General features: G+C 58.1%; 36 protein-coding genes. 12 read left to right on the forward strand and 24 right to left on the reverse strand.

What is annotated here, in order from left to right:
• Positions 1 to 85: 85 nt before the first annotated feature.
• Entirely contained in the window at positions 86 to 907 is an 822-nt protein-coding gene (locus tag AC2FHX_RS17560; RefSeq protein ID WP_282022177.1) for an ABC transporter substrate-binding protein, read from the reverse strand.
• Entirely contained in the window at positions 904 to 1,881 is a 978-nt protein-coding gene (pip, locus tag AC2FHX_RS17565) for a prolyl aminopeptidase (protein WP_142638265.1), read from the reverse strand. The genes AC2FHX_RS17560 and pip overlap by 4 nt, the downstream gene beginning before the upstream one ends.
• Positions 1,882 to 1,929: 48 nt before the next feature.
• Between pip and ubiG the strand changes: the two genes are divergently transcribed.
• Positions 1,930 to 2,676 (forward strand): bifunctional 2-polyprenyl-6-hydroxyphenol methylase/3-demethylubiquinol 3-O-methyltransferase UbiG, encoded by a 747-nt coding sequence (gene ubiG / locus AC2FHX_RS17570; protein WP_142638267.1) that lies wholly within the window; start codon positions 1,930 to 1,932, stop codon positions 2,674 to 2,676.
• Positions 2,677 to 2,678: 2 nt separating this feature from the next.
• On the opposite strand, the gene AC2FHX_RS17575 is transcribed toward ubiG, so the two are convergent.
• From AC2FHX_RS17575 to AC2FHX_RS17590, 4 genes are read right to left on the reverse strand one after another with little or no spacing between them, the layout of a single operon-like run.
• Positions 2,679 to 3,119 (reverse strand): MarR family winged helix-turn-helix transcriptional regulator, encoded by a 441-nt coding sequence (locus tag AC2FHX_RS17575; RefSeq protein WP_496703102.1) that lies wholly within the window; start codon positions 3,117 to 3,119, stop codon positions 2,679 to 2,681.
• Between the two features lie 15 nt (positions 3,120 to 3,134).
• The gene (locus tag AC2FHX_RS17580; RefSeq protein WP_271950785.1) at positions 3,135 to 3,965 is read right to left on the reverse strand and encodes a carbon-nitrogen hydrolase family protein; all 831 of its coding nucleotides are present in this window, start codon (positions 3,963 to 3,965) and stop codon (positions 3,135 to 3,137) included.
• Positions 3,965 to 4,222: a glutaredoxin 3 gene (gene grxC, locus AC2FHX_RS17585; RefSeq protein ID WP_142638273.1), complete on the reverse strand. Its 258-nt coding sequence runs from the start codon at positions 4,220 to 4,222 to the stop codon at positions 3,965 to 3,967. The genes AC2FHX_RS17580 and grxC overlap by 1 nt, the downstream gene beginning before the upstream one ends.
• A 37-nt stretch (positions 4,223 to 4,259) precedes the next feature.
• A complete protein-coding gene (locus AC2FHX_RS17590; protein ID WP_496730987.1) occupies positions 4,260 to 4,958 on the reverse strand; it encodes a ComF family protein in 699 nt (232 codons plus the stop codon).
• A 46-nt stretch (positions 4,959 to 5,004) separates the two neighbouring features.
• Here AC2FHX_RS17590 and AC2FHX_RS17595 point away from each other — a divergent pair, with 46 nt between their 5' ends.
• On the forward strand, positions 5,005 to 5,835 hold the full coding sequence (locus AC2FHX_RS17595; protein ID WP_496703098.1) for a methyltransferase domain-containing protein: 831 nt from the start codon (positions 5,005 to 5,007) through the stop codon (positions 5,833 to 5,835).
• Between the two features lie 57 nt (positions 5,836 to 5,892).
• Positions 5,893 to 6,942 (forward strand): ferrochelatase, encoded by a 1,050-nt coding sequence (gene hemH / locus AC2FHX_RS17600; protein ID WP_496703096.1) that lies wholly within the window; start codon positions 5,893 to 5,895, stop codon positions 6,940 to 6,942.
• A 75-nt stretch (positions 6,943 to 7,017) separates the two neighbouring features.
• Here the strand turns inward: hemH and AC2FHX_RS17605 are convergent, their stop codons facing one another.
• Together AC2FHX_RS17605 and AC2FHX_RS17610 are read right to left on the reverse strand one after the other, a co-directional pair.
• Positions 7,018 to 7,200 carry a hypothetical protein gene (locus AC2FHX_RS17605; protein ID WP_142638281.1) on the reverse strand — a complete coding sequence of 61 codons (183 nt, stop codon included), beginning with the start codon at positions 7,198 to 7,200 and terminating at the stop codon, positions 7,018 to 7,020.
• 139 nt (positions 7,201 to 7,339) lie between these two features.
• The gene (locus AC2FHX_RS17610; protein WP_496703094.1) at positions 7,340 to 7,939 is read right to left on the reverse strand and encodes a L,D-transpeptidase; all 600 of its coding nucleotides are present in this window, start codon (positions 7,937 to 7,939) and stop codon (positions 7,340 to 7,342) included.
• 168 nt (positions 7,940 to 8,107) lie between these two features.
• Between AC2FHX_RS17610 and dalA the strand changes: the two genes are divergently transcribed.
• Positions 8,108 to 8,623: a divisome-associated lipoprotein DalA gene (gene dalA, locus AC2FHX_RS17615; RefSeq protein WP_142638285.1), complete on the forward strand. Its 516-nt coding sequence runs from the start codon at positions 8,108 to 8,110 to the stop codon at positions 8,621 to 8,623.
• A gap of 50 nt (positions 8,624 to 8,673) precedes the next feature.
• On the opposite strand, the gene AC2FHX_RS17620 is transcribed toward dalA, so the two are convergent.
• The 7 genes from AC2FHX_RS17620 to AC2FHX_RS17650 form a co-directional block, all read right to left on the reverse strand.
• Complete coding sequence (locus tag AC2FHX_RS17620; RefSeq protein ID WP_142638287.1) at positions 8,674 to 9,138, reverse strand: PTS sugar transporter subunit IIA; 465 nt, start codon at positions 9,136 to 9,138, stop codon at positions 8,674 to 8,676.
• Between the two features lie 60 nt (positions 9,139 to 9,198).
• On the reverse strand, positions 9,199 to 9,762 hold the full coding sequence (hpf, locus tag AC2FHX_RS17625; protein ID WP_271950796.1) for a ribosome hibernation-promoting factor, HPF/YfiA family: 564 nt from the start codon (positions 9,760 to 9,762) through the stop codon (positions 9,199 to 9,201).
• 252 nt (positions 9,763 to 10,014) lie between these two features.
• The gene (lptB, locus tag AC2FHX_RS17630; protein ID WP_142638291.1) at positions 10,015 to 10,773 is read right to left on the reverse strand and encodes an LPS export ABC transporter ATP-binding protein; all 759 of its coding nucleotides are present in this window, start codon (positions 10,771 to 10,773) and stop codon (positions 10,015 to 10,017) included.
• Entirely contained in the window at positions 10,773 to 11,225 is a 453-nt protein-coding gene (locus AC2FHX_RS17635; RefSeq protein ID WP_142638458.1) for an LptA/OstA family protein, read from the reverse strand. Before AC2FHX_RS17635 ends, lptB begins: the two co-directional genes overlap by 1 nt.
• 42 nt (positions 11,226 to 11,267) lie before the next feature.
• Positions 11,268 to 11,867: an LPS export ABC transporter periplasmic protein LptC gene (locus tag AC2FHX_RS17640; RefSeq protein ID WP_496697374.1), complete on the reverse strand. Its 600-nt coding sequence runs from the start codon at positions 11,865 to 11,867 to the stop codon at positions 11,268 to 11,270.
• Positions 11,868 to 11,878: 11 nt separating this feature from the next.
• Positions 11,879 to 12,847 carry a KpsF/GutQ family sugar-phosphate isomerase gene (locus tag AC2FHX_RS17645; RefSeq protein WP_142638295.1) on the reverse strand — a complete coding sequence of 323 codons (969 nt, stop codon included), beginning with the start codon at positions 12,845 to 12,847 and terminating at the stop codon, positions 11,879 to 11,881.
• Positions 12,844 to 13,458, reverse strand: a complete 615-nt coding sequence (locus AC2FHX_RS17650; protein ID WP_496703091.1) for a ribonuclease D — start codon at positions 13,456 to 13,458, stop codon at positions 12,844 to 12,846. Before AC2FHX_RS17650 ends, AC2FHX_RS17645 begins: the two co-directional genes overlap by 4 nt.
• A gap of 161 nt (positions 13,459 to 13,619) precedes the next feature.
• On the opposite strand from AC2FHX_RS17650, the gene AC2FHX_RS17655 reads away from it, so the two are divergent.
• The 7 genes from AC2FHX_RS17655 (at position 13,620) to AC2FHX_RS17685 (ending at position 20,530) form a co-directional block, all read left to right on the forward strand.
• Positions 13,620 to 14,939, forward strand: a complete 1,320-nt coding sequence (locus AC2FHX_RS17655; RefSeq protein WP_496703089.1) for an MFS transporter — start codon at positions 13,620 to 13,622, stop codon at positions 14,937 to 14,939.
• A 55-nt stretch (positions 14,940 to 14,994) separates the two neighbouring features.
• Entirely contained in the window at positions 14,995 to 15,423 is a 429-nt protein-coding gene (locus AC2FHX_RS17660) for an Lrp/AsnC family transcriptional regulator (RefSeq protein ID WP_142638301.1), read from the forward strand.
• A 157-nt stretch (positions 15,424 to 15,580) separates the two neighbouring features.
• The gene (locus AC2FHX_RS17665; protein WP_496703087.1) at positions 15,581 to 16,195 is read left to right on the forward strand and encodes a lytic transglycosylase domain-containing protein; all 615 of its coding nucleotides are present in this window, start codon (positions 15,581 to 15,583) and stop codon (positions 16,193 to 16,195) included.
• Between the two features lie 69 nt (positions 16,196 to 16,264).
• The gene (gene flhA, locus AC2FHX_RS17670; protein WP_496703160.1) at positions 16,265 to 18,292 is read left to right on the forward strand and encodes a flagellar biosynthesis protein FlhA; all 2,028 of its coding nucleotides are present in this window, start codon (positions 16,265 to 16,267) and stop codon (positions 18,290 to 18,292) included.
• Complete coding sequence (locus AC2FHX_RS17675) at positions 18,289 to 19,062, forward strand: flagellar biosynthetic protein FliR (protein WP_496703085.1); 774 nt, start codon at positions 18,289 to 18,291, stop codon at positions 19,060 to 19,062. Before flhA ends, AC2FHX_RS17675 begins: the two co-directional genes overlap by 4 nt.
• Positions 19,059 to 20,144, forward strand: a complete 1,086-nt coding sequence (gene flhB, locus AC2FHX_RS17680; protein ID WP_496703083.1) for a flagellar type III secretion system protein FlhB — start codon at positions 19,059 to 19,061, stop codon at positions 20,142 to 20,144. Before AC2FHX_RS17675 ends, flhB begins: the two co-directional genes overlap by 4 nt.
• Positions 20,144 to 20,530: a hypothetical protein gene (locus tag AC2FHX_RS17685; RefSeq protein ID WP_496703082.1), complete on the forward strand. Its 387-nt coding sequence runs from the start codon at positions 20,144 to 20,146 to the stop codon at positions 20,528 to 20,530. Before flhB ends, AC2FHX_RS17685 begins: the two co-directional genes overlap by 1 nt.
• A gap of 17 nt (positions 20,531 to 20,547) precedes the next feature.
• Here AC2FHX_RS17685 and AC2FHX_RS17690 read toward each other — a convergent pair whose 3' ends face one another.
• From AC2FHX_RS17690 to AC2FHX_RS17730, 9 genes are read right to left on the reverse strand one after another with little or no spacing between them, the layout of a single operon-like run.
• The gene (locus AC2FHX_RS17690; protein WP_496703080.1) at positions 20,548 to 21,057 is read right to left on the reverse strand and encodes a flagellar basal body-associated protein FliL; all 510 of its coding nucleotides are present in this window, start codon (positions 21,055 to 21,057) and stop codon (positions 20,548 to 20,550) included.
• A 12-nt stretch (positions 21,058 to 21,069) separates the two neighbouring features.
• A complete protein-coding gene (flgH, locus tag AC2FHX_RS17695) occupies positions 21,070 to 21,801 on the reverse strand; it encodes a flagellar basal body L-ring protein FlgH (protein ID WP_416383935.1) in 732 nt (243 codons plus the stop codon).
• On the reverse strand, positions 21,801 to 22,217 hold the full coding sequence (gene flgA / locus AC2FHX_RS17700; protein WP_496703078.1) for a flagellar basal body P-ring formation chaperone FlgA: 417 nt from the start codon (positions 22,215 to 22,217) through the stop codon (positions 21,801 to 21,803). The genes flgH and flgA overlap by 1 nt, the downstream gene beginning before the upstream one ends.
• Positions 22,217 to 23,002, reverse strand: a complete 786-nt coding sequence (gene flgG, locus AC2FHX_RS17705) for a flagellar basal-body rod protein FlgG (protein WP_142638319.1) — start codon at positions 23,000 to 23,002, stop codon at positions 22,217 to 22,219. Before flgG ends, flgA begins: the two co-directional genes overlap by 1 nt.
• Positions 23,003 to 23,023: 21 nt before the next feature.
• Positions 23,024 to 23,734, reverse strand: a complete 711-nt coding sequence (locus AC2FHX_RS17710; RefSeq protein WP_496703076.1) for a flagellar hook-basal body complex protein — start codon at positions 23,732 to 23,734, stop codon at positions 23,024 to 23,026.
• The gene (locus AC2FHX_RS17715) at positions 23,734 to 24,006 is read right to left on the reverse strand and encodes a flagellar biosynthetic protein FliQ (RefSeq protein ID WP_496697355.1); all 273 of its coding nucleotides are present in this window, start codon (positions 24,004 to 24,006) and stop codon (positions 23,734 to 23,736) included. The genes AC2FHX_RS17710 and AC2FHX_RS17715 overlap by 1 nt, the downstream gene beginning before the upstream one ends.
• A gap of 3 nt (positions 24,007 to 24,009) precedes the next feature.
• A complete protein-coding gene (gene fliE / locus AC2FHX_RS17720) occupies positions 24,010 to 24,300 on the reverse strand; it encodes a flagellar hook-basal body complex protein FliE (protein WP_142638325.1) in 291 nt (96 codons plus the stop codon).
• Positions 24,301 to 24,311: 11 nt separating this feature from the next.
• Positions 24,312 to 24,698 (reverse strand): flagellar basal body rod protein FlgC, encoded by a 387-nt coding sequence (gene flgC, locus AC2FHX_RS17725; protein WP_496697353.1) that lies wholly within the window; start codon positions 24,696 to 24,698, stop codon positions 24,312 to 24,314.
• 13 nt (positions 24,699 to 24,711) lie between these two features.
• Complete coding sequence (locus tag AC2FHX_RS17730; RefSeq protein ID WP_496703074.1) at positions 24,712 to 25,098, reverse strand: FlgB family protein; 387 nt, start codon at positions 25,096 to 25,098, stop codon at positions 24,712 to 24,714.
• An 87-nt stretch (positions 25,099 to 25,185) separates the two neighbouring features.
• Here AC2FHX_RS17730 and AC2FHX_RS17735 point away from each other — a divergent pair, with 87 nt between their 5' ends.
• On the forward strand, positions 25,186 to 26,523 hold the full coding sequence (locus tag AC2FHX_RS17735) for a FliI/YscN family ATPase (protein WP_496703073.1): 1,338 nt from the start codon (positions 25,186 to 25,188) through the stop codon (positions 26,521 to 26,523).

The raw sequence follows: 26,523 nt of genomic DNA on the forward strand, positions 1-26,523 counted from the left end.
CAGAAGTCTGACACGCCGCTGTTGCAACTGCATATACGCAGGGTTTCCCGAGTCTGCAACCCCCGGCAGGAACCCTGACCGGAATTTACGCCAACCACCACCGTTCAGCGATGCGTCCGTCGTCCAGCGCGCGCGCGCCACCGATCTGCTGGGGCATACCAACATGAGCAGCCGCCGCCAGCGCAATATCCGATTCGCTGGGGTGAAGGCGCAGACCGCGCAGCCCATTCAAGCCTTCGGATGATGGCAGGGCAGCAATATCCACATAGCCATCCCGCAATGCTTCGGCCCGGACGCGGGCATCAGGAATGACGATAATCTCAAAAGCATCCGCCCAGCCGGCCTGAGTGCTCTTATAATGGTCAACAACTTTGCGGCCCAGAAAGTGGCGATCATCCTCAGCCCGTTCGACACGGTAGCATCCGGTGCCATTGGCGATCTGCAGCGGTTTGACGCTCTGACCAGCCCGCGGGATGACAAATTGACTTTCGGCCAGCAGGAAAGGCAGGCCGGGATTAGGTTTGGACAGTTCAAGATGCAGCCGGTTAGGGGCCAGCGCTTCGGCGCGCCCGACTTCGGCCAAAACCGCCATCACATCAGCGATATCCAATGCTACGCCGTCGTGGAACACCGCATCATCGCGCAGATCAAACGTCCAGATCCGGGCATCCGTATCGGTCTGCCATCCTGTTGCCAGCTCACCTCGCAAGGTACCGTCCGGTGCGATTTCGGTCAGCGTGTCAAACACCGCCCCCCGTGCAACCTGTTCAAGACTGTCGTCACGCGGCACCGCAAGCCGCAGGGTTCCGCCCGGCTTGGGCGTATTCGCCAGTGAGGCGCCTGTTGCCGCCAACAGCGCCGCAGCGGCACCTGATGCAAACAACGCGCGGCGGTCAATGCGGGTCATGCTACCCCCTCGGCCACGCGGTTCATAATGCGGACCAATTCGGCACTGATGCCGGGTTCAGACAGGGCATGGCCCGCCTGACGGACCATCTTCAATTCGACATTCGGCCAGCGCTCGGCCAGGTTCCAGGCAGAATGCGGTGGGCAGATCATGTCATAGCGGCCCTGAACGATATGGCCGGGAATATGAGCGATCCGATCCATCTGCTCCAGAATCTGCCCGTCCTGATCAAGGAAAGCCCGATTGATGAAATAGTGGTTCTCAAGCCGGGCAAAGGCGCGCGCATACTCACCCGGGCTTTCTCCGGTGGATCCGTTCGAATGGATTGACGCCAGCGCATTTTCCCAGGCGGACCAGGCCCGTCCGTACAGAACCTCAGTCGCCCGATCCCCTGAGAACAGGCGTTTGTTATAGGCCCCAATCGTATCGGAAAGCTCTGTCTCGGAGAGCAGAGCGGTGAACTTGGACCATTGCTCGGGCCAGAACTTGCCCGCGCCACCACCATAGAACCAGTCCAGCTCGGCCTGCGTTGCCAGAAACACGCCGCGCAATATCAGCCTATTCACCCGGTCGGGATGCGCCTGCGCATAGATCAACGCCAGGGTTGCGCCCCAGCTTCCGCCGAAAACGGCCCAGTCACTGATGTTCAACAGGGTGCGCAGCCGTTCGATATCGGCCACCAGATGCCAGGTTGTGTTGTCTGTGACCGACGCGTGCGGGCGCGAGCGTCCACAGCCTCTCTGATCAAACAGAATCACCCGAAAGACGTCCGGATCGAAATAGCGCCGCATTGCGGGGCTGCATCCGCCACCTGGGCCTCCGTGCAACACGACCACCGGCAGGCCATCCGGATTGCCGCATTGTTCCATATAGATAAGGTGACCATCGCCCACATCGACCATGCGCTGATCGAACGGGTCGATCGGCGGGTAAAGATATTGCACTGCGCGCTTTTGGTCCGGGTACTTGTCCATTATGGCCCTATATAGTCCTTAAACGTAAAAGAGCATACGGAGACAGGAATGCAAGCGCATCCGAACACGGTAGACCCGTCCGAGATCGCAAAATTCGAGGCGATGGCCGCCGAATGGTGGGACCCGCATGGGAAATTCAAGCCCCTGCATATGCTGAACCCCTGTCGTCTGGATTATATCACACAGCAAATCGCAGGCGAATTTGACCGTGATCTGAAGGCCCCGCGCCCGTTCGAGGGCCTGCGCCTGCTGGATATCGGATGTGGAGGAGGCTTGCTGAGCGAACCCATGGCTCGCCTTGGCGCTGAGGTCGTGGGCGCCGATGCCGCCGAGGGCAACCTGCCCGTCGCCCGCATCCATGCCGAGCAATCGGGGCTTGGGATCGACTATCGCCACACCACTGCCGAGGCTATGGCCGCCGCAGGTGAGCAGTTTGATGTGATTCTGAACATGGAGGTGGTCGAACATGTGGCCGACCCGCTCAGCTTTCTGACAGCCACGCGGGATTTGCTGAAACCAGGCGGACTTGAGATTTGTTCGACCATCAACCGCAACCCGAAATCCTATGCGATGGCTATCTTTGGTGCCGAGGTGATCATGCGCTGGCTGCCGCGCGGCACGCATGAGTGGAACAAGTTCATCACCCCTGACGAGTTGTTCGACCTGTTGCGTCAAGCCGGGTTGGACCCGGTGGACCGCAAGGGTTTCGTGTTCAACCCGATACTATGGAGCTGGTCGATCTCTGACCGGGATTTGAGCGTGAATTATGTGACGGCGAGCGTGAAGCCGGGGTGAACCTATTCCCCCTCCAACTGCGATCGCAAATCCCGCAGCACGGGCAGCGTGCTGCGCACCCGCTCCAGCCCCAGCTCTCCGACCACGCGATTGATCAGCGGCGCAATAGAGGAGATCGCCTGATCCCGAGCACTCCGCCCAGCGGGGCTGATGGCGACCATCTTGCGGCGGGCGTCGTCCCAGTCGGGGCGGATGTGGATATATCCGGCCCATTCCAGCTTGGCCAAGGTATTGGTCATGGCACCTCGGGTCACGTGAAACGTATCGGCTAGCTGTGCCGGGCTGCGTTCGTTGCCGACAAAGACAAGATGGTTCAAAACCGAGAAATGCGAAATTTCCATGCCCCTGGGCAGCACCCGGCTGAGCCGGTTCCGCAATAACTGGTCTGCGGTCAGGATCTCGCTGAACAGCGTGACCGCGAGGGCATTGGTATCGTTTGTCATAGTCCAGATTCTGGATCAGGGGCCGTCAAAGGGACGGACATGTGTCAGCGAAGGCACGCGGCTTCGTGCTTCTGTAACAGAACTATCATCCAAATTGAAAAAGTGAATGCCCTGATCGGTCCCTGCGTCGATGACGACCTCTCCCCATGGGGCAACGACCATGCTGTGACCGTAGGTTTTGCGGGTCTTTCCCCTGGTTTTAGGGTGTTCACCGGTCTGCGCCGGGGCCAACACCCAGCATCCGTTTTCAATCGCCCGCGCCCGCAACAGCGACTTCCAATGGGCCTCACCCGTGACCGGTGAAAAAGCGGCTGGAACCGTCAGAATGCGCGCTCCAGCCTGCGCCAGAGATGCGTATAGTTTGGGGAAGCGGATATCATAACATATACTCAGACCCACCTTGCCGAAATCTGTCTCGGCTATGACCGCCCGTGTGCCGGGACGGTAGTTTTTGGACTCGCGAAACGTCTCGGCCTCGGACACCTGCACGTCGAACATATGGATCTTGTCATACCACGCCACGATCTGCCCCTGAGGATCAATCATGAAAGACCGATTGGCAAACCGACCATCCGCATCATGTGTTTTGATCGCCAACGAGCCGATCAATAACCAGATCCCCAGGCTCGCGGCCTGCTCGCGCAGCCCCGCAAGTGTCAGGTCATCTTCTTCGTATTGCAGAATTTCCCGCTGCCGTGTGGACGAGGTGGACACGCAATTCGTCACCTCGGGCGTCAGAACGAACCGCGCACCCTGCCCTGCCGCTTCGGACATCAGGGCGCGCACCATTTTCAGGTTTTCAGCCGGATCATCCGACGAGGTGATCTGAAGCAGGGCGCTCTTCATCAGGCCGCCAGCAAACCGTCCAGCTTGCCCTGACGTTCCAGCTCATACAGGTCGTCGCATCCGCCCACATGCTGCGATCCGATAAAGATCTGGGGTACGGTCCGCTTGCCACCGGCGCGCTGGATCATTTCAGGTTTGCGTTTTGGGTTCCTCAGCACATCGACTTCCTGAAACTCGACGCCCTTCTGATTCAGCAGCCGTTTTGCAGCGTGACAGAAGCCACAGAGCGGCGAGGTATATATTTCTACCGATTTCATATTCCGTACCTTTGGGTTTCGCACAATCCTGGGCGAGTTAGGTATCCTTGGCAACGCGCGCTAGGGTCAACACAAAAATATGATTTGCCCCGGATGCACGACAGACACGTGCACATGAGGTCAATGTTGCGCCTGATGTCATGACATCATCGACCAGCAGAATATCGCGCCCCTGCATCTGCCGAAGCCGCCTGGGATGCGCTGCAATCGCATTCTCCAGCGTTTCCATGCGCTGTGCGGCTGTTTTTCCATCCAAAACAGGCGTTCTTGTCCGTCGGACCAGAAGGTCCGGACAGGCCTCCAACCCGGTTTGCCGCCCCAGATGCTGCGCCAACAGGGCGGATTGGTTGTACCTGCGTTTCAGCAACCGGGACCAATGCAGCGGTACCGGCGCGATCAGCATGTCCTCGCGAAACAAATCCCGACCCGCCAGGGCCATCCAGCGCGCCGCAGGGCGTGCAAGCTCGGGCCGGTCCCCATGTTTCAGAGCCAGAATCAGGGATCGCGCCTTGCCATCATACAAAAGCGCAGACCGCCCATCGCGCCAGGGGCGCGGCGTTTTCATACAGTCATCACATTCGATTCGGTGGCCATCGGCCTCACCCGGCAAGGGCACGCCGCAGCTTTCACATACAGCGCCACCGATAAAGGGCGTTTCACGCCAACAGGAGCCACAGAGGCCGAAATCCGCCTCGGTCAAATCACCGCATCCCAGACAGCGCGGGGGATAGATCATCTGGACAGCGGTTTGAATCCGCTGCCACATGCGATAGTTGCGCCCTATGAAACTGCCTGATTCCAACGCACCCTCACTGTTCGACCGCGCAATCCTTGCACGGCGTCGGTCCCGCGCACGGGAAGATGCCTTGTTCTTGCACCGCGCCGCAGTTGACGAGGTTCAGGATCGGCTCGCCTTGGTTAATAAAAGCTTTACGGCCCCGGCGATCGTGACCCCTTTTGCGCAAGTCTGGCAGGATGTGTTGCCAATGGCGCGGATCATCCCGGATAACGAGGTGCTGGACCTGACCCCCGGTACCCATGATCTGGTGATCCATGCTATGGCTCTGCACTGGACCAATGATCCGGTTGGGCAGTTGATCCAGTGTCACCGCGCGCTGCAGCCTGATGGGCTGTTGCTGGTGATCTGTCTGGGCGGTGAAACCCTGCAGGAACTACGCGCCTCACTTGGGCAGGCCGAGGTTGAGGTCACGGGCGGCCTCAGCCCCCGCATCGCGCCTATGGCCGAGCTGCGCGATCTGGGCGGGTTACTGCAACGCGCCGGACTGGCCCTGCCGGTTGCTGATACCGCGCGATTGACGGCGGAATATCGCGATCTGACCCACCTGATGCATGACCTGCGGGCAATGGGTGAAACCAACAGCCTGCAAAACCGCATGAAACACCCCACAAACCGGCAGGTCTTTGCCCGGGCGCAAGACATCTATGCCAATCATTTCAGCACTGATCAAAAACGCCTCAAGGCGACATTCGAGCTGGTCTGCCTAACCGGCTGGTCGCCCGATGAAAGCCAGCCAAAACCGCTGCGTCCGGGCTCGGCCCAGATGCGGCTTGCGGATGCTCTGGGTGCAAGCGAAGGCAAACTGTCCGATTGACGAATACGGAATTCCGGTTATCTCAGCCCGAAGCAAAGACATCTCAGGAAGTGAAACATGTTTGACGCCACACGCCCCGATCATGCCCCGGCGGATCACCCCAAAGTCAAAACGGGCCGCGTCGGCATCCTGCTGGCCAATCTCGGCACCCCCGACGATTACAGCTATTGGCCCATGCGCCGTTATTTGAACGAGTTTCTGTCGGACCAGCGCGTGATCGACTATCCCAAGTGGAAATGGCAGCCAATCCTGCAGGGGATCATCCTGACCAAACGGCCCTTCAGCTCGGGTGAGGCGTACAAGTCGATCTGGAACCACGACAAGGGCGAAAGCCCGCTGATGACGATTACCAAGGACCAGACCGCCAAATTGCGTGACGCGATGCAGGCACGCTATGGCGACAAGGTCATGGTGGAATTCTGCATGCGCTACGGCAACCCATCGACAAAATCAAAAGTCCGGGAAATGGTCGCGGCAGGCTGCGACCGGGTTCTGTTCTTTCCACTGTACCCACAATACGCAGGCGCCACGACCGCCACAGCCAATGACCAGTTTTTCCGCGCTCTGATGGATGAGACGTGGCAACCCGCCAGCCGTACCGTGCCCGCCTATTTTGACGAACCCGCCTATATCGACGCATTGGCGGGCTCGGTTAAAAAGGCCTATGCCGCGATGGTGGACAAACCGGACATACTGGTCTGTTCCTACCACGGCATGCCGGAACGCTACCTGCTACAGGGCGACCCCTATCACTGCCAATGCGCAAAAACGACTCGGTTGCTGAAAGAAAGGTTGGGCTGGTCGGACGACCAGCTTGTATCGACCTTCCAGTCACGATTCGGCCCGGAAGAATGGCTCAAGCCATATACGGTCGACCACGTGGCCGAACTGGCAAAACAGGGTAAGAAGAAGATCGCCGTTATCGCACCAGCGTTTTCCGCCGATTGCATCGAAACGCTGGAAGAGATCAACGAAGAGATCAAAGAGAGTTTTGAGGACGCGGGCGGCGAAAGCTTTACCTATATCCCATGCCTGAACGATGACGAATCGCACATAGCGGCCCTGGGCAAGGTGATCGAGGATAATTTGAAGGGTTGGCTGGACTAAGCCACCCAGTCGACTAGGCACAAAAAAAGGCGGTGGAAAGCTCCACCGCCTTTTCTTTAGATATCGCTTGTCGAATTAGCTTGCTGCAACAGCTGCGGCAACAACAACCAACAGGATCAGCGGCAGGATGATGCCGTTTGACGAACCCTGAGTTTCTTCAACAACAACAGGTGCTTCAACAACCGGCTCTTCCAGGTTGCCTGCATAAGCGGTCGAAGCAGCAGCAGTCAGTGCAGCGGCGAGAACGAGTTTCTTCATATTAACCTCCAGGATACGCACGGTTCCGTATAGTGAAACCATGCACTCAAGACTTACCTCGTGTTTTTTTCTAATCAGCTATCCAACTGGAATGCAAATGGAAGTTGCGTCACAAGCGGGTACCTGCGCGGAAATGTCGTCAAATTAGCAACACTTGCGTGCCAACCTTGGCCATTGAGAACAGTTCGGCAATATCGTTGTTGAAAAGACCGATGCACCCATTCGAAGATCGACGCCCGATTTTGCGCGTATCATGGGTTCCGTGAATTCGGTAATATTTCCAGCTTAGATATAAAGCATGTGTTCCCAATGGGTTATCTGGACCCGGCGGGATATAGTCCGGCCATTCCGGATTTCTTTTCTTCATCGAGGGTGTTGGCGACCAGCTTGGGCCCTCGACCTTGCGGATCACACTGGTCCGGCCGCGGCGCGTCAGCTCTTCGGTCAGGGGAACCGACGACGGGTATAGTTTGTACACCGATTGATCGTCAGACCAGTAATGCAGCGCCCGCGATACTGTATCGACAAGGATAGCGCCGTTTTTCGTGTTGGAAAAATAGGGCTGCCAGTCCAGCGCCCTGAAGCCAGAGATGTTACGGCGCACCGCAGGTTCGTCCTCGGGTGCGGGGCGCAGCGGGTCTCCGGGGGTGTATTGGGCAAACGCAGGCGAGGCGACCAGAGCCGAGACACCCGCGACGAATCCGCGTCGGGTTGTATGAGTAATGCTTTTCTTGACCATGATCGCAGGTCCTTTTCACAGAAAATCTAAAAATCCTGTGCATTTTATTGCCAGAATGCTTCAGTCGCAATTGAAACCGGCAGAATCACGCAGAACAAAGCCATTGTGCGTTTGCCCACAGCCTTCTGTCACGCTATGCCGTATGGCAACACAATAATCAGGTCGATCATGACGCGCATCATTTCATTACTGTTTGCTAGCTTTATTGCACTGGCCGCCTGTACGCCGGGTGGATCCCCAACCTATGGAGCAGATGGGCGCCCCCTGCCAACGGTGTACAAGATCCGTGGCAATCCAGAAAAGCTGCAATTCCGGATGTTGGATTCGGTTAACGCCCTCCGCCAGGCATCGGGCCTTCAGCCGGTACAACTGAATGCTCAGCTCAATGCCGCGGCCGCCACCCATTCCAAGGATATGGCGCGACAGAATCGGCCCTGGCACTTTGGCTCGGACGGATCTTCGCCGTTGGATCGGGCGACGCGCGTCGGCTATTACGGCACCTTCCTCGGCGAGGCGATCTCGGAAACCTATGAGACCGAGACCGAAACGCTGGCCGCCTGGATGCAGGAACCCGGACCGCGAAATGTCATCATGGATGCCAAAGCCACTCAGATGGGCTTTGCCTGGCACCAGGAGAACGGCGGGAAAATCTGGTGGACCCTGGAAATGGGAACCGGCGGTTAAAACGCAAAAGCCCCCGAAAACTGGGGGCTTTTTTATTGCCTTTGGGGCAGTTAAGCCGCCTGGACCGACTGCGCCTCGGTCAGAATTGCATAGAGCTTGACCGGATCAGGATTGGCGCGCAGCTTTGCGCAAACCGACGTATTGCGCAGCGTTCTGGACACCAGCGCAAGCGCCTTTAGGTGGTCCACACCTGCCTCTTCCGGGGCAAACAACGCAAAAGCGACATCAACCGGCTGGCGGTCTACCGCACCGAAATCAATCGGCTTTTCCAGCATTACGAAAACGCCAGCCACTTCGGCCAGATCACCCAGCCGCGCATGTGGCAGGGCGACTCCATGACCAACGCCTGTTGGGCCAAGGCTCTCCCGCTCGAGCAGGCCATCCACAACAACCTGCGCGTCAAGACCAAGGGCCCCCTCGGCAACATCGCCGATTTCCTGAAACAGCCGCTTCTTGCTGGAAGCGGCGGACAATACACGTACTGCCTCGGGCTTCAGTATGCTCGAAAGCTCCATGATCACGCTCCATGGCCTTGCCCCTGCTTGTGCAGGGGCTTGCCTTGCTATTCTTGCCTGTTACGGATCAATCCAGCCAATGTTGCCGTCCTCACGGCGATACACGACATTCAATCCGTCCTTGTTTTCATTCCGGAACACCAGCACCGGGGCGCCGGCTAGTTCCATCTGCATAACGGCTTCACCAACACTCAACGATGGGATCTTGGTTTCCATCTCAGCCACGATCATCGGCTGCAGCGTTTCAGGTTCATCAGCCGACTCTGATTCGTCAGAGGCGAGGATATAAGAGGAAGCACCAAAGAGTTCAACCGGCTCGGATCGGTCCTTGTGATGGTCCTTGAGGCGGCGCTTATACCGGCGCAACTGCGTTTCCATCTTGTCACAGCAGGCCTCGAATGCTGCGTAGATTTCGATAGCGTGGGCCTTGGCCTGCGCAGTCAGGCCGGTCGAAAGATGCACGGTGGCTTCGCAAACATACTCATGCGCAGAACGGGAAAAGACGACATTGGCGTCGGTCGGGCGCTGGGCATATTTTCCAACAACCTCCCCTAGCTCGGTCTGCACATGGGTCTGCAGTGCCTCGCCGATGTCGATCTGTTTTCCGCTAATTTGGTAACGCATGTGATCTCCTTCACAATTCACACCCATTTTGACGCTGCGTTACGCAGCGCACGTGTTTTTATCGGGTGGGGGATATCGGCATATTCCGCAGTTGCTGAGAAACGTACCCCTTAGCAAAGGTGCACCGCGATCCCGACTGGAACTGAAGAAATGCCATAACCCAATTGAGGCAAGAGACGGCGGCAGAGTCAATCAAAACAGGCGTGTATATACGTGATTTCAGCCATGCGCTGGGCGCAATTCCGCGCAAGCCTATGAAATACGGAAGTTTTCGCCCAAATAGACCCGGCGGACATTTTCGTTCTCGACGACTTCATCCGGCGTACCCGACATCAGCACCTGACCATCATGCAGGATATAGGCCCGGTCCACGATTTCCAGTGTTTCGCGCACGTTATGGTCAGTGATCAGCACGCCGATGCCGCGCTTTTTCAGGTCCGCTACCAGATGGCGGATATCGCCGACGCTGATCGGGTCTACGCCAGCAAATGGCTCGTCCAGCAACAGATATTTCGGATCAGCCGCAAGACAACGGGCAATTTCGACACGGCGACGCTCGCCGCCGGACAATGCCAATGCCGGGGCGCGGCGCAGATGTTCGATCGAAAAATCGGACAACAGCTCTTCCAGCCGCTCTTTCCTGCGATGGCTGTGCTTCACGGTGATGTCCAGAACGGCGGCAATGTTGTCCTCGACACTCATCCCGCGGAAAATCGACATCTCTTGTGGCAGATATCCGATCCCAAGCCGCGCGCGCCTATACATCGGCAGGGTCGTCACGTTTTGGCCGTCAATGGTCACAGTGCCAGCTTCGGGAAAGACAAGCCCGGCGACCGAATAGAACGTTGTGGTCTTGCCTGATCCGTTCGGACCCAACAAGGCAACCACCTCGGACCGGCCCAACGTCATCGAGACTTCGCGTATTACGGTCTTCTTACGGTATGATTTCCGCAGTTTCTCGATCCTGAGGCCGGAACCGCCTTCGGCCACAGACAAATTCGGACGCTCCATCAGTTGCTATCCGGATTCAGAATGGTTTTGACGCGGCCAGTCATCTTTGCCGTTCCGGTCGTCAGATTGGCATTCATCTGATCGCCGCTGATAACGCTGGGGCCTTGCGTCAAAAGCACATTTCCGCGCATCACGATTTCGCCCGAGTCGATTGTGTATTCGGCCCAGTCGCCTTCGGCTGCATCAGGCGGGCTGACAAGAACCACATCATTTGTCGCCTCCATCCGCTCGATTCCGGACCTGTCGGCGTTGTAGATGACCAGGACCCGCTCGGCGGTCAGGCGCATCTCACCCTGCACGATCAGGACGTTACCGATAAACTCGGCCGTGCCGTCTTCTTGATTGACGTTTAGGGATTCCGAGGTGACTTCGACCGGCTGGCTTGGATCCGCCTTGGCTGACCCGAAGGCGACCTGCGTTTCCTGTGCCGACGCCGAAAAGGCACCGACCATCAGCGCAAAACTAACAACAGCAAATCGCAAATCAATCACGGCTTATCTTTCTGTTTTTTCAGGCTCGTATACCAGCTTAACACCATCTGTAAAAAGAATATGGACCGGCCCATCCTTTTTTTCGGTTCCAAATGTCATGCGTCCCGCGGAAAAATCTCCGATGATGCCGGTGCCATCGACCTGACCCGGAGTGTCGCCGCGGATTTCATCCAGAGAGGTATTCAGAAGATCAGTTCTGACCTGAATTCCGTCTGTCGTCGTTATCAGGACGTCCCCAACAAACGTTGCGGAATTCTTGTCCGGGCGGATCATGCCGGAATTTGAATCCATCGTTATGATGCCGCCATTCAACAATCCCAACCGCCCTCTAAATTCGGCAGTCGTGGGCAATGACCCTTCGCGCCCCTGGGTCGCTTGGGCCGCCTGAATTTGAACTTCCTCGCCTTTTCTGGTTGTTCCAAGATAATGGGGTTGGGTCACCACTTGGTCGGCCAGACGTTCATCTATGTCTTTTTGGGTAAACGGGACGGACACGCTGGTTTCGATGCTGCGTGACAGCAGGAAAACCGTCGACAGCAGCACAATGGCTGCCAAAGGCAGCAACACCTTCAGAAATTGCACCATCCGGGAATGTCCGTCCATCGAACGCCCCTCTACCCCAGACCAACGCGCAGGCAATCATGGATATGCAGCACGCCCAAGGCCTGGCGATCACTGCCCTCCTCGACCACAAACAAAGAGGTGATCTTGCGGTCATTCATGATGGCCACCGCCTCTTCGGCCAACGCGCCGGGCGGGATGGTTGTTGGGTTCTGCGTCATCACCTGCTCGGCCGTTTTGCCCAGCAAGCCCTCCATATGACGCCGCAGATCGCCATCGGTGATGATGCCCACCACCTGACCTTGCGGATCGACAACCCCGGCAACGCCAAAGCCCTTGCGGCTGATCTCGATCAGCGCATCGCTCATGGGTGTTCCGACCGAAACCAGCGGCAACGCATCGCCCTTGTGCATCAGATCCTGCACCGTGCTCAGCTGTGCACCTAGTTTTCCACCGGGATGAAAGGCGCGGAAATCTTCGGGTTTGAAGTTGCGATACTTCATCAACGCTATCGCCAGCGCGTCGCCCATGGCCAAAGTCAACGTCGTGGAAATCGAAGGCACCATGCCATAGCCGCAGGCCTCGCCCAATGACGGGATCAATAGATGCACGTCTGCCTGTTTCATCAGCGTGCTTTCCGGCTTGCTGGACAGGCCAATCAGTGGAATGCCAAAGCGGCGGGTAAAAGCCAGCAGGTTGGCAAGCTCTGGCGCTTCGCCCGAATTCGAGATGGCCAGAACCACATCGCCTTTTGAAACCATGCCCAGATCGCCATGGCTGGCCTCGGCCGGGTGCACGAAATAGGCCGGTGTACCGGTGCTGGCCAGCGTGGCCGCGATCTTGTGCCCGATATGACCCGACTTGCCGATGCCGCTTATGATGATGCGGCCCGAGGCCTGCAAAATCAGCTGAACCGCTTGGGCAAAATGTTCATCCAGACCGTCGGCCAGTACCTCCAGCGCGCGGGCCTCGTCTGTCACCACCTGACGGGCGGTTCTCAGAAATGCTTCGGTATCAGTCATGAGTGCGCAAAAATATCCGTTTCTGGCCATCCGGCTAGATCGAGTTTCGCACGCATCGGCAAGAAGTCAAAACAGGCCTGCGCCATCTCGGTCCGGCTCTCTCTGGCCAGGCGCTTGTTCAACTCCTCCCGCAGGCGGTGCAGATACAGAACATCCGAGGCGGCATAGTCCAGCTGCGCCTCGCTCAACGTTTCGGCGCCCCAATCGCTCATCTGCTGCTGTTTCGAGATATCGACGCCGATCAACTCGTTGCACAGGTTTTTCAGCCCGTGCCGGTCGGTATAGGTGCGCACCAGACGGCTGGCGATCTTGGTGCAATAGACTGGCGCGGCTAACGCACCAAAGGCGTGATACATCGCGGCAATGTCGAAACGGCCAAAATGGAACAGTTTCAGCACATCCGGGTTTTCCAGCATGGCACACAAGTTCGGTGCCTCGGTCTTGCCCTTTTCGACCTGAACGATATGCGAATTGCCATCGCCGCCCGACATCTGGATCACGCAGAGGCGGTCGCGATGCGGGTTTAGACCCATGGTTTCACAGTCAATGGCCACCACCGGCCCCATATCCAACCCGTCCGGCAGGTCGTTTTTGTACAAATAGTTAGCCACCCGAGTATTCCTTTGCGCGGTATCGCCACCGAGATAGGCGCTTTATTCCCTAAACTCAACGCCATCCCTGTACGCCAGCCGGTTGCCGCTGTCGCAGTTGGTCAAGACCTAAATGAAGGTTTGGGGTGACAGAGCCTTTAGACTGCGGCAGATATCAATCAATGTTGAGCGTTCTTAGAAATCGGACCTATCGCCACCTGTTGGCCGCGCAGATCGTAGCCCTGACGGGCACTGGGCTGGCCACGGTCGCGCTGGGTCTGTTGGCCTTTGAACTGGCAGGGGATGCGGCCGGCCTGGTGTTGGGCACCGCGATGACCATCAAAATGGTGGCCTATGTCACGGTCGCGCCATTGGCGGCCGCGTTTGCCGAGCGGCTGGACCGGCGCAAGATGTTGGTGGTGCTTGACCTGATCCGTGCGGCTGTCGCGCTGTGTCTGCCTTTTGTGACCGAGGTCTGGCAGGTTTATGTCCTGATTTTCGTGCTGCAATCTGCCTCGGCCGGATTTACCCCTGCATTTCAGGCTACAATCCCCGATGTACTGACAGATGAGCGCGAATACACCCGCGCCCTGTCCCTATCGCGGATGGCATATGATCTGGAGAGCCTGCTAAGCCCCGTATTCGCCGCAGCCCTGTTGTTGTTGGTCAGCTTCAACAGCCTGTTCTGGGGCACCGCCCTGGGATTTGTCGCTTCGGCGCTGCTGGTGGTGTCGGTGGCTTTGCCATCACCCAAACCAAGTAAGCCGCGCGGGATATACGAACGGACAACACGTGGCATACGCATCTATTTGAATACACCCCGGCTGCGGGGCCTTCTTGCCCTGAGTTGGAGCGCGGCAGCACTCAGCTCAATGGTGATCGTCAACACTGTGGTCATCGTGCGATCAGATCTGGGGCTGTCGGAAAGCGCCGTTGCCGCTGCGCTGGCCGGTTTTGGTGGCGGCTCTATGCTTGCCGCTTTTATCCTGCCCCGGATGCTGGACCGGATCGAGGATCGAAAGGTCATGTTGGCCGGCGCCCTTCTGTGCTGCGTCACCATGGCCGGAGCCGCCGCGATATTTGCGACAACCCCGCTGTCTTTGGGTCTGTTGATCGTTTTGTGGGCCCTAGCTGGCTTTGGCTATTCCACCACGCTGACGCCGTCTGGCCGCCTGCTGACCCGCTCGGCCCATCCCGAAGACCGCCCCGCCGTCTTTGCGGCCCAATTCACGCTGTCTCATTGCTGTTGGCTGGTGCTGTATCCTCTGGCAGGCGGGCTGATGACCCTGTTTGGGGCCACAACCGCCCTGAGCTTTATGGCGGCGATGTCCTTTCTGGGTATTATCGGTGCGGTCACCCTTTGGCCGCGTTCTGATCTGCATTCGGTGATCCACGACCATCCTGACCTGCCGCGTGACCACCCGCACATGGCCGGCCCGCCACCGCATGCTCATCCCGTCATAATAGACGACCTGCACCCCCGTATCCCGCGTGAGCCTTGAGCCCTGCTGCCGTTTTGCCCTAAACCGGAAAAACCAGACCCGCACCGGAGCGCCAATGGATCAGCTTGACCGCCGCATCATCTCAGTCCTGCAACATAATGCCCGCGAGTCGACCACAAAAATCGCGGCAAAACTGGGCGTTGCCCGGACAACCGTGCATGAACGCATCAGCCGGATGGAAGAACGCGGCATCATTGCCGGCTATTCCGTGATCCTGAACAGCCCCGAAGATGCCCCCCGCGTCCAGGTTGTCGTTCTGCTCGAGGTCCAACAGAAGGAAACCACCCGTATCATCAAGCGGCTCGAGGCCTATCCCGAGGTTAAACTCTGTCTTTCGATCAACGGTGACTTTGACCTGCTGTTGACCGCTGACGCGCCAAGGATCGAGGATCTGGATATTCTCGTTGATGATCTGGCACGAATCCCCGGTGTTCTGCGCACCAATACGAGCGTTGTTTTTGGCCGGCGGATTGATCGAATCTGATTGACTGATAACCCTCTGTAAACCAAGGCAAGGCTAGCGTGGCCCGGATTGATCAGAATCCCGGACCGGCAGAATGCCAAATCGCCTATTCATTGTCATAGCATGTGTTGCGTTGCTTCTGGCAGCGCGTCAAAGCTTTGCGGGCGCGGAGGCCCGGATGTCTCAGACATGTGATCAGGCCGCCCGCCGCGCGGCCCTCGCCCAAGACATACCGCTTGATGTTTTGCGTGCCATAACGCGGGTTGAAACTGGCCGCGCGATCAAAGGCCGACTTGAGCCTTGGCCATGGGCAATCAATGTCGAAGGGCGCGGCCATTGGTTCCAATCTGAGCTGGAGGCTAAAGCCTATGTCGCGGATATTTTCCAAGCCGGAAAGCGCAGCTTTGATATCGGGTGCTTTCAAATCAACTATCGCTGGCACGGGCAGGCCTTTCAGTCGATCGATGCCATGTTCGACCCCGAGACTAACGCCAGCTACGCGGCGCAGTTTCTGAAACAGCTTTACGCCGAACTTGGGTCATGGTCGGCAGCGGCAGGTGCCTACCACTCGCGAACCCCGGCTTTGGCAAAAGCCTATTCCAGCCGATACCAGAATGTTCACGCGCAGCTTGATCCGGCCCCGGCAGTGCAAACCGCACGCATGTCGCGTGACCCTTTCACACAATCCGCCACACCGCTGTTTCCGGTGCAAACGACCCAGTTTCCGACCGGTGCGATGGGCTCTTTGATGCCCGCATCGGACACCCAAACAGCCTTTATCATCTTCAACTAGGAGAATTACGTGCCCAGACTTGACGTCCGCTCCCTGTTTTCTCCGACTGTATTGCTGGCGCTTGCGTTGATGACCGTCATCGTAATGATGATCCTGCCCATGCCGTCCTGGGTCCTGGATTTCGGGCTGGCCACGTCCTTCGCCCTGGCGATCCTGATTTTCACGCTGACCCTGTTCATCGAACGGCCGCTGGATTTCTCTTCCTTCCCGACTATCCTTCTGGGGTCTTTGATGCTCCGGCTGTCGTTGAACGTCTCATCGACCAAGCTGATTATCGGTCAGGGGCACACCGGCCCCAATGCCGCCGGCGATGTGATCGAGGGATTCGCAAGCTTCGTCATGGGCGGCAGCATATTCCTGGGCCTTGTCGTGTTCGGCGTCCTGTTAATCGTGAACTTTATGGTCATCAACAAAGGCGCGGCCCGCATGGCCGAAGTTGGTGCGCGATTTGCCCTGGATGGGATGCCCGGGAAACAGCTGGCCATCGACAGCGATATGTCCGCGGGCGCCATCGATCATCAAGAGGCCAAGGAACGACGCGAACGGGAACAACAGGAAACCACCTTTTTCGGCTCGCTCGACGGGGCGTCGAAATTCGTCAAAGGAGACGCGGTTGCCGGGCTTTTGATCACCCTGCTGAATCTGGTCATGGGTCTGGTCATGGGCGTGATCGTGCATGGGATGCCGGTGTCATCGGCGTTCGAAACCTACGCCATCCTGACTGTTGGCGATGGCTTAGTCTCGCAGATACCGGCTGTGATCATCTCGATCGCCTCCGCTTTGCTTCTGGCACGTGGTGGCACGCAGGGCGCAACTGACACCGCCATCTTATCGCAACTGGGGCGCCACCCGGCCGCCCTTGGCACTGTTGCCGGTTTGATGGTGCTTTTCGCGCTGGTTCCGGGTCTGCCGTTTCTGCCCTTTATTCTGGGGGCCTGCGTTTTGGGCTACGCCGCCTATGCGGTGCACCGAAAACAGCACCAGCGAGAAACTCAGGCACAAACCGCGACGGATGAGGCGGACACAGCGGTGTCGCAGGCGATTGGCGATATTCTCGACCTCGATGATGTTCACTTGGAATTCGCACCGGATCTGGTCAGCATGGTCCTGAACCCGGGCACCGGTCTGGATGCGCGCATTGCGAATATGCGGACCTATGTCGCCTCGACCTTTGGATTGATCCTGCCCGATATCCGCCTGACCGACCGGGCCGAGCTGCCGATGGGGACATATGTGATCAAGGTGCACGGCGTGGAACAGGCCCGTGGTGCGCTGAACCCCGATCTGATTCTGGCGCTTGTTCAGGACGGGCACGATCTTTTGCCCGAGGGGAGGGATGTCACCGAACCCGTCTATGGTGCACCTGCACGTTGGATCCTGCCCAAGGATCAAGAGGCCGCAGCAATGAGCGGCGCTACGATTGTCTCACCCCCGGAAATACTGGCCACGCATCTGCTGGAAATCATCAAACAGAACTTCTCGCGTCTGTTGACGCTCAAGGCCCTGCGCAAACTGCTGTCCGAGATGACCCGGCTCAGCGACCCGGTTCGCGCCGAGGCAAACCGGAAAATGCTAGACGAGTTGATCCCCGACAAGGTTCCAATCGACACGCTTCACGCAGTCCTGCGCCTTTTGCTGGACGAACGGGTTTCGATACGCAATCTGGCGCTTATCCTCGAAAGCATCGCCGAGGCGCGCCTGACCACCACCCAACCCGAGGGGATTTGCGAACTGGTGCGGCAGCGACTTGGGTTCCAGCTTGTGGCTGACATGAAACGCGAAGACGGGTCGATCCCGCTGATCCAGCTGGCACCGGAATGGGAAGACACATTTGCCACCTATCAGGTCGATGCGCCCAATGCCGGGCTGGATGTCGCCCTGCCGCCGAACCTGTTCAACAAGCTTGCGGACGGCGTGGTGGACAGTGTCTCACATTCTGCTGACCATGGCATCTTTCCCGCCGTCGTGACCTCGACCCGGCGCCGCAGGCTGCTGCGTACGATCATGCATGCGCGCGGCGTGTCCAATCCGGTCCTGTCATTTGAGGAAATCGGGCTCGAGGCGCGGCCCGCACTTGTAGGCACGGTACCCGCATGATCGCCCTCCCACCCGATCTCTTGCCGCACCTGGGCTCTGGGGCCTGGCATTTCTTCGGTGTTTTCCTACGCGTTTCGGCAATGGTATCCTTGATGCCTGCATTCGGAGAACGCAGCATCCCCACCCGTGTCAAACTTGGCACTGCCGTTGCCTTTACGTTGATCGTGGCACCGGCAGTGCCGACAAAGGAATTCAATCCCGAATTCCTGTCCATGGTCCAGCTGATCACCACCGAAATTCTTGTCGGAATGGCGCTGGGGATGGCGCTGCGCATCTTTGTTCTGACCCTGCAGACGGCAGGGTCCATCGCCGCACAGGCAACGTCACTCTCGCAAATTCTGGGCGGGGCAGCGGCTGATCCGGTTCCGGCCATGGGCTATCTGCTGACGCTGGCCGGGTTGGCCCTTGCTGTACTACTTGGCCTGCACATCCGTTTGGCAGAGTTCTTGATCCACAGCTACGATCTGTTTCCCACCGGGACCACACCGGAGGCGCCGGATTTGTCCCAATGGGGCGTGGAACGGGTCTCGTACAGTTTCAGCCTGGCATTCGCCCTGGCAATGCCGTTTGTGATTGCCTCGCTGATCTACAACCTTGCGCTTGGTGTCATCAACCGCGCCATGCCACAGCTGATGGTGGCGTTTGTCGGCGCCCCGGCCATCACATTTGCGGGGCTGTTCCTGCTGTTCGCCGGCGCGCCTCTGATCCTGTCGGTCTGGTCCGATGCCCTGTTTGATTTCATGCAGAACCCGCTGAAAGATCCGAGATGAGCGGACAGGACGACGACAGCGACAAGTCATATGACCCGACGCCGCAAAAGCTTCTGAAAGCGCGGGAAAAGGGTGAGGTCGCCAAGTCGAACGACCTGTCCGTGGTCGCGGCATATGTCGGGCTGCTGATCGGTTTGCTTTTCGCAGGCCAGATGGGCGTTCAGCATCTGGGCACCTTGTTTGTCGTCCTGATCGACCAATCCGATAAGATCAGCACCATGTTAACGGCTGGCCCCGCCGACGGCCTGGTGGGTGGGATGCTTGGCAAAGCTGCAATCTCGATGGCAACGATATTTGTTCTTCCTGCGACGGCGGTTCTGCTAAGCCTGATCGCCCAAAAGGCGCTGGTTTTTGCCCCCAGCAAGTTGCAGCCCAAGCTGTCCCGGATTTCGATCCTCTCCAATGCCAAGAATAAATTCGGGCGCGGTGGTCTGTTCGAATTTGCCAAAAGCTTTGCAAAGCTGCTGATCTACGGCATCTGCTTGTTTTTGTTTCTGCGCGCCAATCTGCCCGAGATTCTGACCGCCAGCGCCGCACCGCCGCAATCGTCGATCGTATTGATGATGAACCTGTTGTTCCGGTTTCTCTTCATCGTTGTTACCATCGCACTGGCCGTAGGGGTCGTCGACTATATGTGGCAATATTCCGAACATATGCGCAAGAACCGGATGTCCCGCAAAGAAATTCAGGACGAGACCAAAGACGCCGAAGGCGACCCGCATGTCAAACAACAGCGCCGCCAGCGCGCGCAGGAAATTGCGGCAAATCAGATGATGGCGGATGTCCCAACTGCGGATGTAGTCATCGTGAACCCGACCCATTATGCGGTAGCTCTCAAATGGCAGCGGACGGCGGGGTCGGCACCGATCTGCGTGGCGAAAGGCGTCGACCAGATTGCGGCCGCCATCCGCGCCTCGGCGGCCGAGGCCGGGGTTCCGATCCACTCGGATCCCCCCACCGCGCGGGCGCTCCATGCGACCGTCGAAATCGGGAATGAGATCGCCCCCGAACACTATCGCCCGGTCGCAGCGGCCATTCGCTTTGCTGAAGCCATGCGCAAACGTGCGAAGGACAAAATCTGATGCGGTTTACCGGACTTGCCGATCTGGAGCGTTTATCCGACGCGACCTTCCAAAAAGAGCAACAGACCTTGCGCCCATATGTCGAAGCCGAGGCCGAGATTTTGCAAAAACTGAGTCGATTGGATGCACAGCTTCAGCAGACCCGACAAAACAGCGGTCAAGCTGATGGATATCAGGTCACCGGCACTGATGTTCTGTGGCGTGGATGGGAAGAGGCAACCCGACGAAAACTCAATACAGACCTCGCGCGCGTCCGAGCGCAAAAGCTAACCAAGATGCAAGCCTTGCGGAAAGCGTTCGGACGCAAACAGGCCCTAGGACAGCTGATTGAAGAACAACAAAAGGCCCGCCGAGACATGCTTATGAAAAAGCGATCGCGGCAATAAGCGGGCCGAAACAGGCTTCAAGTATCCTGACGGTTAACACTCATGATCAGGACTTGCAGCACGTCATCACCCAAATCCTTCTTGGCGACCTGCAGCAAAGCCTTTCGGACCAAATCCAGATTGTCGGATTCCGTAAAGTTGCCGTTGAAACCACCGGTATTTGCGTGATCGAACAGAACCTGCAGAAACCCATCTCTCAACTTTGGCTCAAACTCATAAATCGTTTCAGCAACGCCGGGTTTGGTTTCCAGGCTCAGCGACATTGTGACCAACGCGGCAATCCGGTCGGACTTCACGACCGGGATCACAAACTGTTTCGTCATCTTCAGATATTCATACTTGCTGGACGCATCCTTTTTGTCCGACTTGGTCTTAGTGGCCTTCTCCTTGGCTTTCTTGGGTTCGGCGGCAGCGGATTTATCCATGTCACCATCTTTGGTTTTTCCAGAAGGAGACATGGCAATTCCCGCACCAATTCCACCGCCCAGGCCAACAAGCAGAAACAATATAGGAATTAGATTTTTCATTGTTATACGACCTCAGAACGGCAAAACTGTATCAAGGACCTGCTGGCCGTAACGGGGCTGCTGCACATCCATGATCTGACCGCGGCCACCATAAGACACGCGCGCCGAAGCAATCTTGTCATAGGTGATTTCATTTTTCCGCGAGATATCCTGTGGCCTCACATATCCCGTGACCAATAGCTCTCGGAGTTCGAAATTCACGCGCAGCTCCTGCGAGCCCGATATGGCCAGCACACCATTCGGCAAGGCGTCGATGACGGTTGCGGCGACTCTGAGTGTCAGCTTTTCCTTACGCTTGACCGAGCCCTTGCCCTTACTAACCGATGATGAGTCGATCCCAACAGCTTCGTCCAGCGTCGCCCCGTCGGGCAGCCGTTCCAGCGCCCGCTGCGGCAGGCCGAACAGGTCGGGAACCTCAAGGCTTTCTGACCCGCTGCGTGAGCGATTTGTGTCGTTGGATATCTCGGCTTTCTCGTCCAACTCGATGACAACCGTCAGAATATCGCCTTTTTTGATTGCGCGCTGATCTCCCAAAAGCGATTGTTGGCCACCGCTCCATAGCGAGGACCGATCAACATTGCGCTGTGGCTGCGTGTGCAACGGCAAACCCGGCCACAGCATGGCAACATGTTCAGCAGACTCGTCCGCGGGTGTGAAACTTGGCGGTTTTCCCAAATGATCCAGTCGACCACAGGCGGTCAGAGCCAGACATGCCATCATCAACAGTTTTAGTTTTCCGAACATCATTTTACCTCGATTTGACCGTTAGGCCGGATAAAGCCAACAACAGTTGTACGTGACGACAGATTCATGACCCGAATACGATCGCCGACAGCCCCGCGCCCAAGGGCACGGCCTTCGGCCGTGATCGAAAGGGGACGACGGTCAAAGACCAGAACCACCAGATCATTGCGGTCCACCAGCGCGGGCGGCCCGACATCTGCTGCGCGAACGGGGCGTCCGGGGTAAAGCGCGACGCGTGCTTCCTGACCGATCAGATCATCGGGGTTTGTGACCGCTCCGGGGACAACCTGATCTTTGATCTCAAGATCGGCGGCCGAGATCACCTCTTTGGCGCTTATGGTCCGGATCGGCACCACGATCTCAGCCAAGGCACAAAGCGGGCTGATCGTCACCAGTGCTATGAATAGGGCGCGCATCACCGCACCTGCGTTGTTGCGCCCATCATCTGATCGACGGCCGAGATGACCTTGGCGTTCATCTCATATCCCCGCTGGGCCTCGATCAGTTCGGTGACTTCGCGCACGGCATCGACCGAGCTGTCCTCGAGATATCCCTGACGCAGGGTGCCCATCCCGCCCTCACCCGGAGTGCCGATGACAGGCGCGCCCGAGGCTTCGGTTTCTTTGAACAGGTTGCTGCCGATCGCCTCCAGCCCCTTGGCATTGGAAAAACTGGCCAGGGTGAATTCACCCAGCAACTGTCCTTCGGCGGTATCATCGAAATAGGCGTAAACCTCACCCGATGCATTGATCGAGATCGACCTTGCATCGTCTGGGATTGTGATCTCTGGCGCGACAGCGAAGCCATCTGAAGTGACGATCAACCCTTCGGCCGAGCGTTTCAGGCTGCCGTCACGGGTAAAGCCAGACTGACCGCTGGGCAACGTCACCTCAAGATAGCCGCGCCCTTCGATTGCGACATCCAAATCGCTGCCAGTGGCCGCCAACGCACCCTGTGCCAGCTGCACGGTGACCGCAGCCGGGCGCACCCCCAGACCCAGTTGTATACCTGTGGGCAAGACGGTGCCGTCATTGGCATTCACCGTCCCAGCGCGCGCCATTTGTTGATAGTGCAGGTCTGCAAACTCGGCGCGGCGCGCGTTGTAGCCTGTGGTATTCATATTCGCCAGGTTGTTCGAGATCGTCTCAACCCGCATCTGCTGAGCGGTCATGCCTGTCGCTGCGATTTTCAGTGCCCGCATATCAATTCCTCCGTTATCAAATCAGCGCATCAGCGCCTTAAGCGCCCCACGCACACGTTCGTCTTCGGTTTCAAGAAAGCTCTGCCCCAACTCATAAGCGCGCTGGATTTCGATCATCCGGGTGACCTGTTCGATCGCGTTCACGTTCGATCCTTCGAGGAATCGGTGCACAATGACCGGCTCCTCCACGGGTTCAATCGCTGCATCTGACCGAAATTGCGTGCTGCCCTCGCGCACCAGGCTCGTGGGATCAGCAACGCGGTAGACGCCGATCTGTCCCAGAACTTGCCCTTCGATACTAAGCGTGCCGTCGCTGCCGACATCAATCGACGCGGCATCCGGCGGAATGAAAACAGGGGCGCCGTTGCTGTCCAGAACCCGGTACCCATCCATGGTAACCAGATCACCCTCGGCACTGGGTGAAAACGCACCCGCCCGTGTCAGCCGGTTGCCGCTGGGGGTTTCGATCATGAAAAACCCGTCGCCTTCGATGGCGAAATCAAATTGCCCGCCGGTTTCGGTCAGAACGCCTTGTTGCAACGAGGTATTGCGTGCCTCTGCCCGCGCCATGGACAAGGACGAATTGCCCGGCGAGGCTTTCACGAACTCGGAAAACACCAAGCCCTGCTGGCGGTAGCCCGTGGTATTGGCATTGGCGATATTATTCGCCACCAACCGCATTTCATTCATCAGCCCCGATTGGCGGGACAAGGTGGTATATGAGGTATCCATCAGCGGCCTCCGGCGATCAGTGGGATGAGGGTTGAGGTGAAGAACGTCACCAGCGTCTGGGTCATGAACCCCATCGAAATCCAGAAAACGATCACGATGGCGACCAGCTTTGGCACGAAGGTCAGCGTCATTTCCTGCACCGAGGTCAGCGCCTGGAACAGACCCACAACCAGACCCGAGACCAGTGCCACCGCCAGGATCGGGACGGATGTGATCACCGCAACCCACAATGCCTGGCGGACGATGTCATAATAGAGACCTTCGCTGAGCATCGATCAGACCGGCATCCGCAGGATTTCCTGATAGGCCTCGACCACTTTGTTGCGCACGATGACGGCGGTTTCGACGGCCAGTTCGGTCTGCGCCAACGCCTGAACCAGCGCGTGCGGATCGGCTTGGCCGGTCATCGCCGCGCCGGACATCTGCTCGGACTGTTTCAATGTTGCGGCAAAGTCCTGAAAGGTTGAGCGCAACCCCTGTGCCATTCCGGCAAGGTCGGGGTCGGGCTGCGTAGCGGGCCGCGCTACGGCATAGCTCTGCGCGGCGGTCAGGGATCGGATATCCATTCTGGTGTCCTTTATTTTCTGAGAAGTTCCATAAGGCTCGACGACATTTGTCGTGTCTGGTCGAACATCTTGAGATTGGCTTCGTAGCTGCGCTGCGCTTCGCGCGCGTCAGCGATTTCGATCATCAGATCAACGTTGGACCCGCGATAATGGCCGGTCTCATCGGCCAAAGCGTGGCCCGGGTCATAGATGCGGGCCAGGTCGCGGCGATCAAGCTTAACGCGCCCGGTCTCGACCATTTGCGCGCCGTCTTTGCTGACCGCTTCAAACGGCACGGTTTTGCGCCGATATCCCGGCGTATCCGCATTCGAGATGTTTTCGGAGACGTGCCGCAAACGGGCCGCCTGCGCGCGCAGGGCGCTGGCCGAGGCGGAAAGGGAATGGGAAAAATCGCTCATCTCTCAGCCCTCCTCACCCGCGACCAAGGCTGGTGCGCAGCATGCCAATCGAGGATTTATAGATCGCCAGCGCGCGATCATGTTGACGCTTGACCTCGACCGCTTTGAGCATTTCTTCCTCAAGAGAAACACCATTTCCGTTGGGATCGCCCGAGGGCGCGGCATCGAACTCGGCCCAGGGTTGGGCTGCGGCGGCGCCGTTCAGATGCCCGGCCCGCGTGGCGGTCATCGCAACCTCACGCCCGGAATTTTCGAAAGCTATCTGAAAGGTCTCGATATCGCGGGGCTGATAACCCGGCGTATCCGCATTTGCCATGTTTCGCGCAATGACAGACTGCCGTTGCCCGGCATGGGCTGCCATTGCGTACGCTGTCTTAAAGACGTTCAGGTCAGAGAACATCGGGGCTTCTCCCTCGATCAATTTCAATCAAGGCTTAACCCCGATTCCTTTAGAAACCGTTTTCAGAAACCCGTTGGAGAACCCACGATGACCGATCTCGACCCGATGCTTCTGAAATGCGAATTCGACCGTCTGTCCGCCATGCGTCATATGGGCCGCGTGGCCAGTGTTGGGCGCGGCGTCATAGAAATAGAGGGGTTGGAGTACGTTGCCCGCATCGGCGACAACCTGACCCTGCGGCGGCGCAGCGGCCCTGATCTGGCGGGTGAAGTTCTGCATGTCGAATCGGATCTGATCCACATGTTACCCGCCGCTGCACCCGATGGGGTTTGCTTGGGTGATCGGGTGATTCTAAATCAGACACCGGCATTTTCCCCCGGGCTGCACTGGCTGGGCCGGGTCATTGATCCCTTCGGCAAACCGCTGGACGGCAAGCCGTTGCTGTCGGGCACTCAGGAACGAGACATCCTGCAAAATCCACCACCTGCCGTTGTCCGCAAACCGCTGGGCGCACGGATGGAAACCGGGCTGAGCATTATGAACACCATGTTACCTGTGGTGCAGGGGCAGCGTATCGGCCTGTTCGCCGGGTCAGGGGTCGGCAAGTCGACCCTGTTGGCCACGCTGGCGCGGTCGATGCAGGCAGACGCGGTTGTGGTCGCTCTGGTCGGCGAACGGGGTCGTGAGGTCAATGAGTTCGTTGAACATGCGCTTGGAGCCAAGGGGTTGGCACGATCTGTGGTTGTGGCGGCAACCTCGGATCAGTCGGCACTGGCCCGCAGGCGCTGTGCATGGTCGGCACTTTCAGTCGCGGAATTCCTGCGGGATCAGGGGCTGAACGTCCTGTTTCTGGCCGATTCGGTCACCCGCTTTGCCGAGGCGCACCGCGAAATCGCCGTTGCGATGGGTGAGGCCCCCACTTTGCGCGGGTTCCCACCTTCGGTCACGCCCTTGATCGCTGGTCTTTGCGAACGAACCGGGCCGGGCACGGCTGATCAGGGTGATATCACAGCAGTTTTCAGCGTTCTGGTTGCGGGCTCGGACATGGATGAACCGATAGCGGACATTCTGCGTGGCGTTCTGGACGGGCATATCGTCCTGAGCCGCGAAATCGCCGAGCGCGGCCGTTTCCCCGCCATTGACCTTAGCCGGTCAGTTTCACGCAGCCTGCCGGGAGCTGCCTCCGAGGCGGAAAACCGGATGATCTCGGAAACCCGCAGGCTGGTTGGTAGTTACGAGCAATCCGAGGTTATGATCAAAGCCGGGCTTTATGCCGAGGGGGCAGACCCGTTATTGGATCAGGCAGTCCGGGTTCATGACGAGCTTGATGCCTTTTTCGGCAAGGCCGAGCCGGACGGAATCAGCAACAGTTTCAACCACCTGCAACTGATTCTGCGCCGTGCCGGGGCAGCATTACCGCAGTGA

Source organism: Ruegeria sp. CDSC042 (assembly GCF_059610745.1).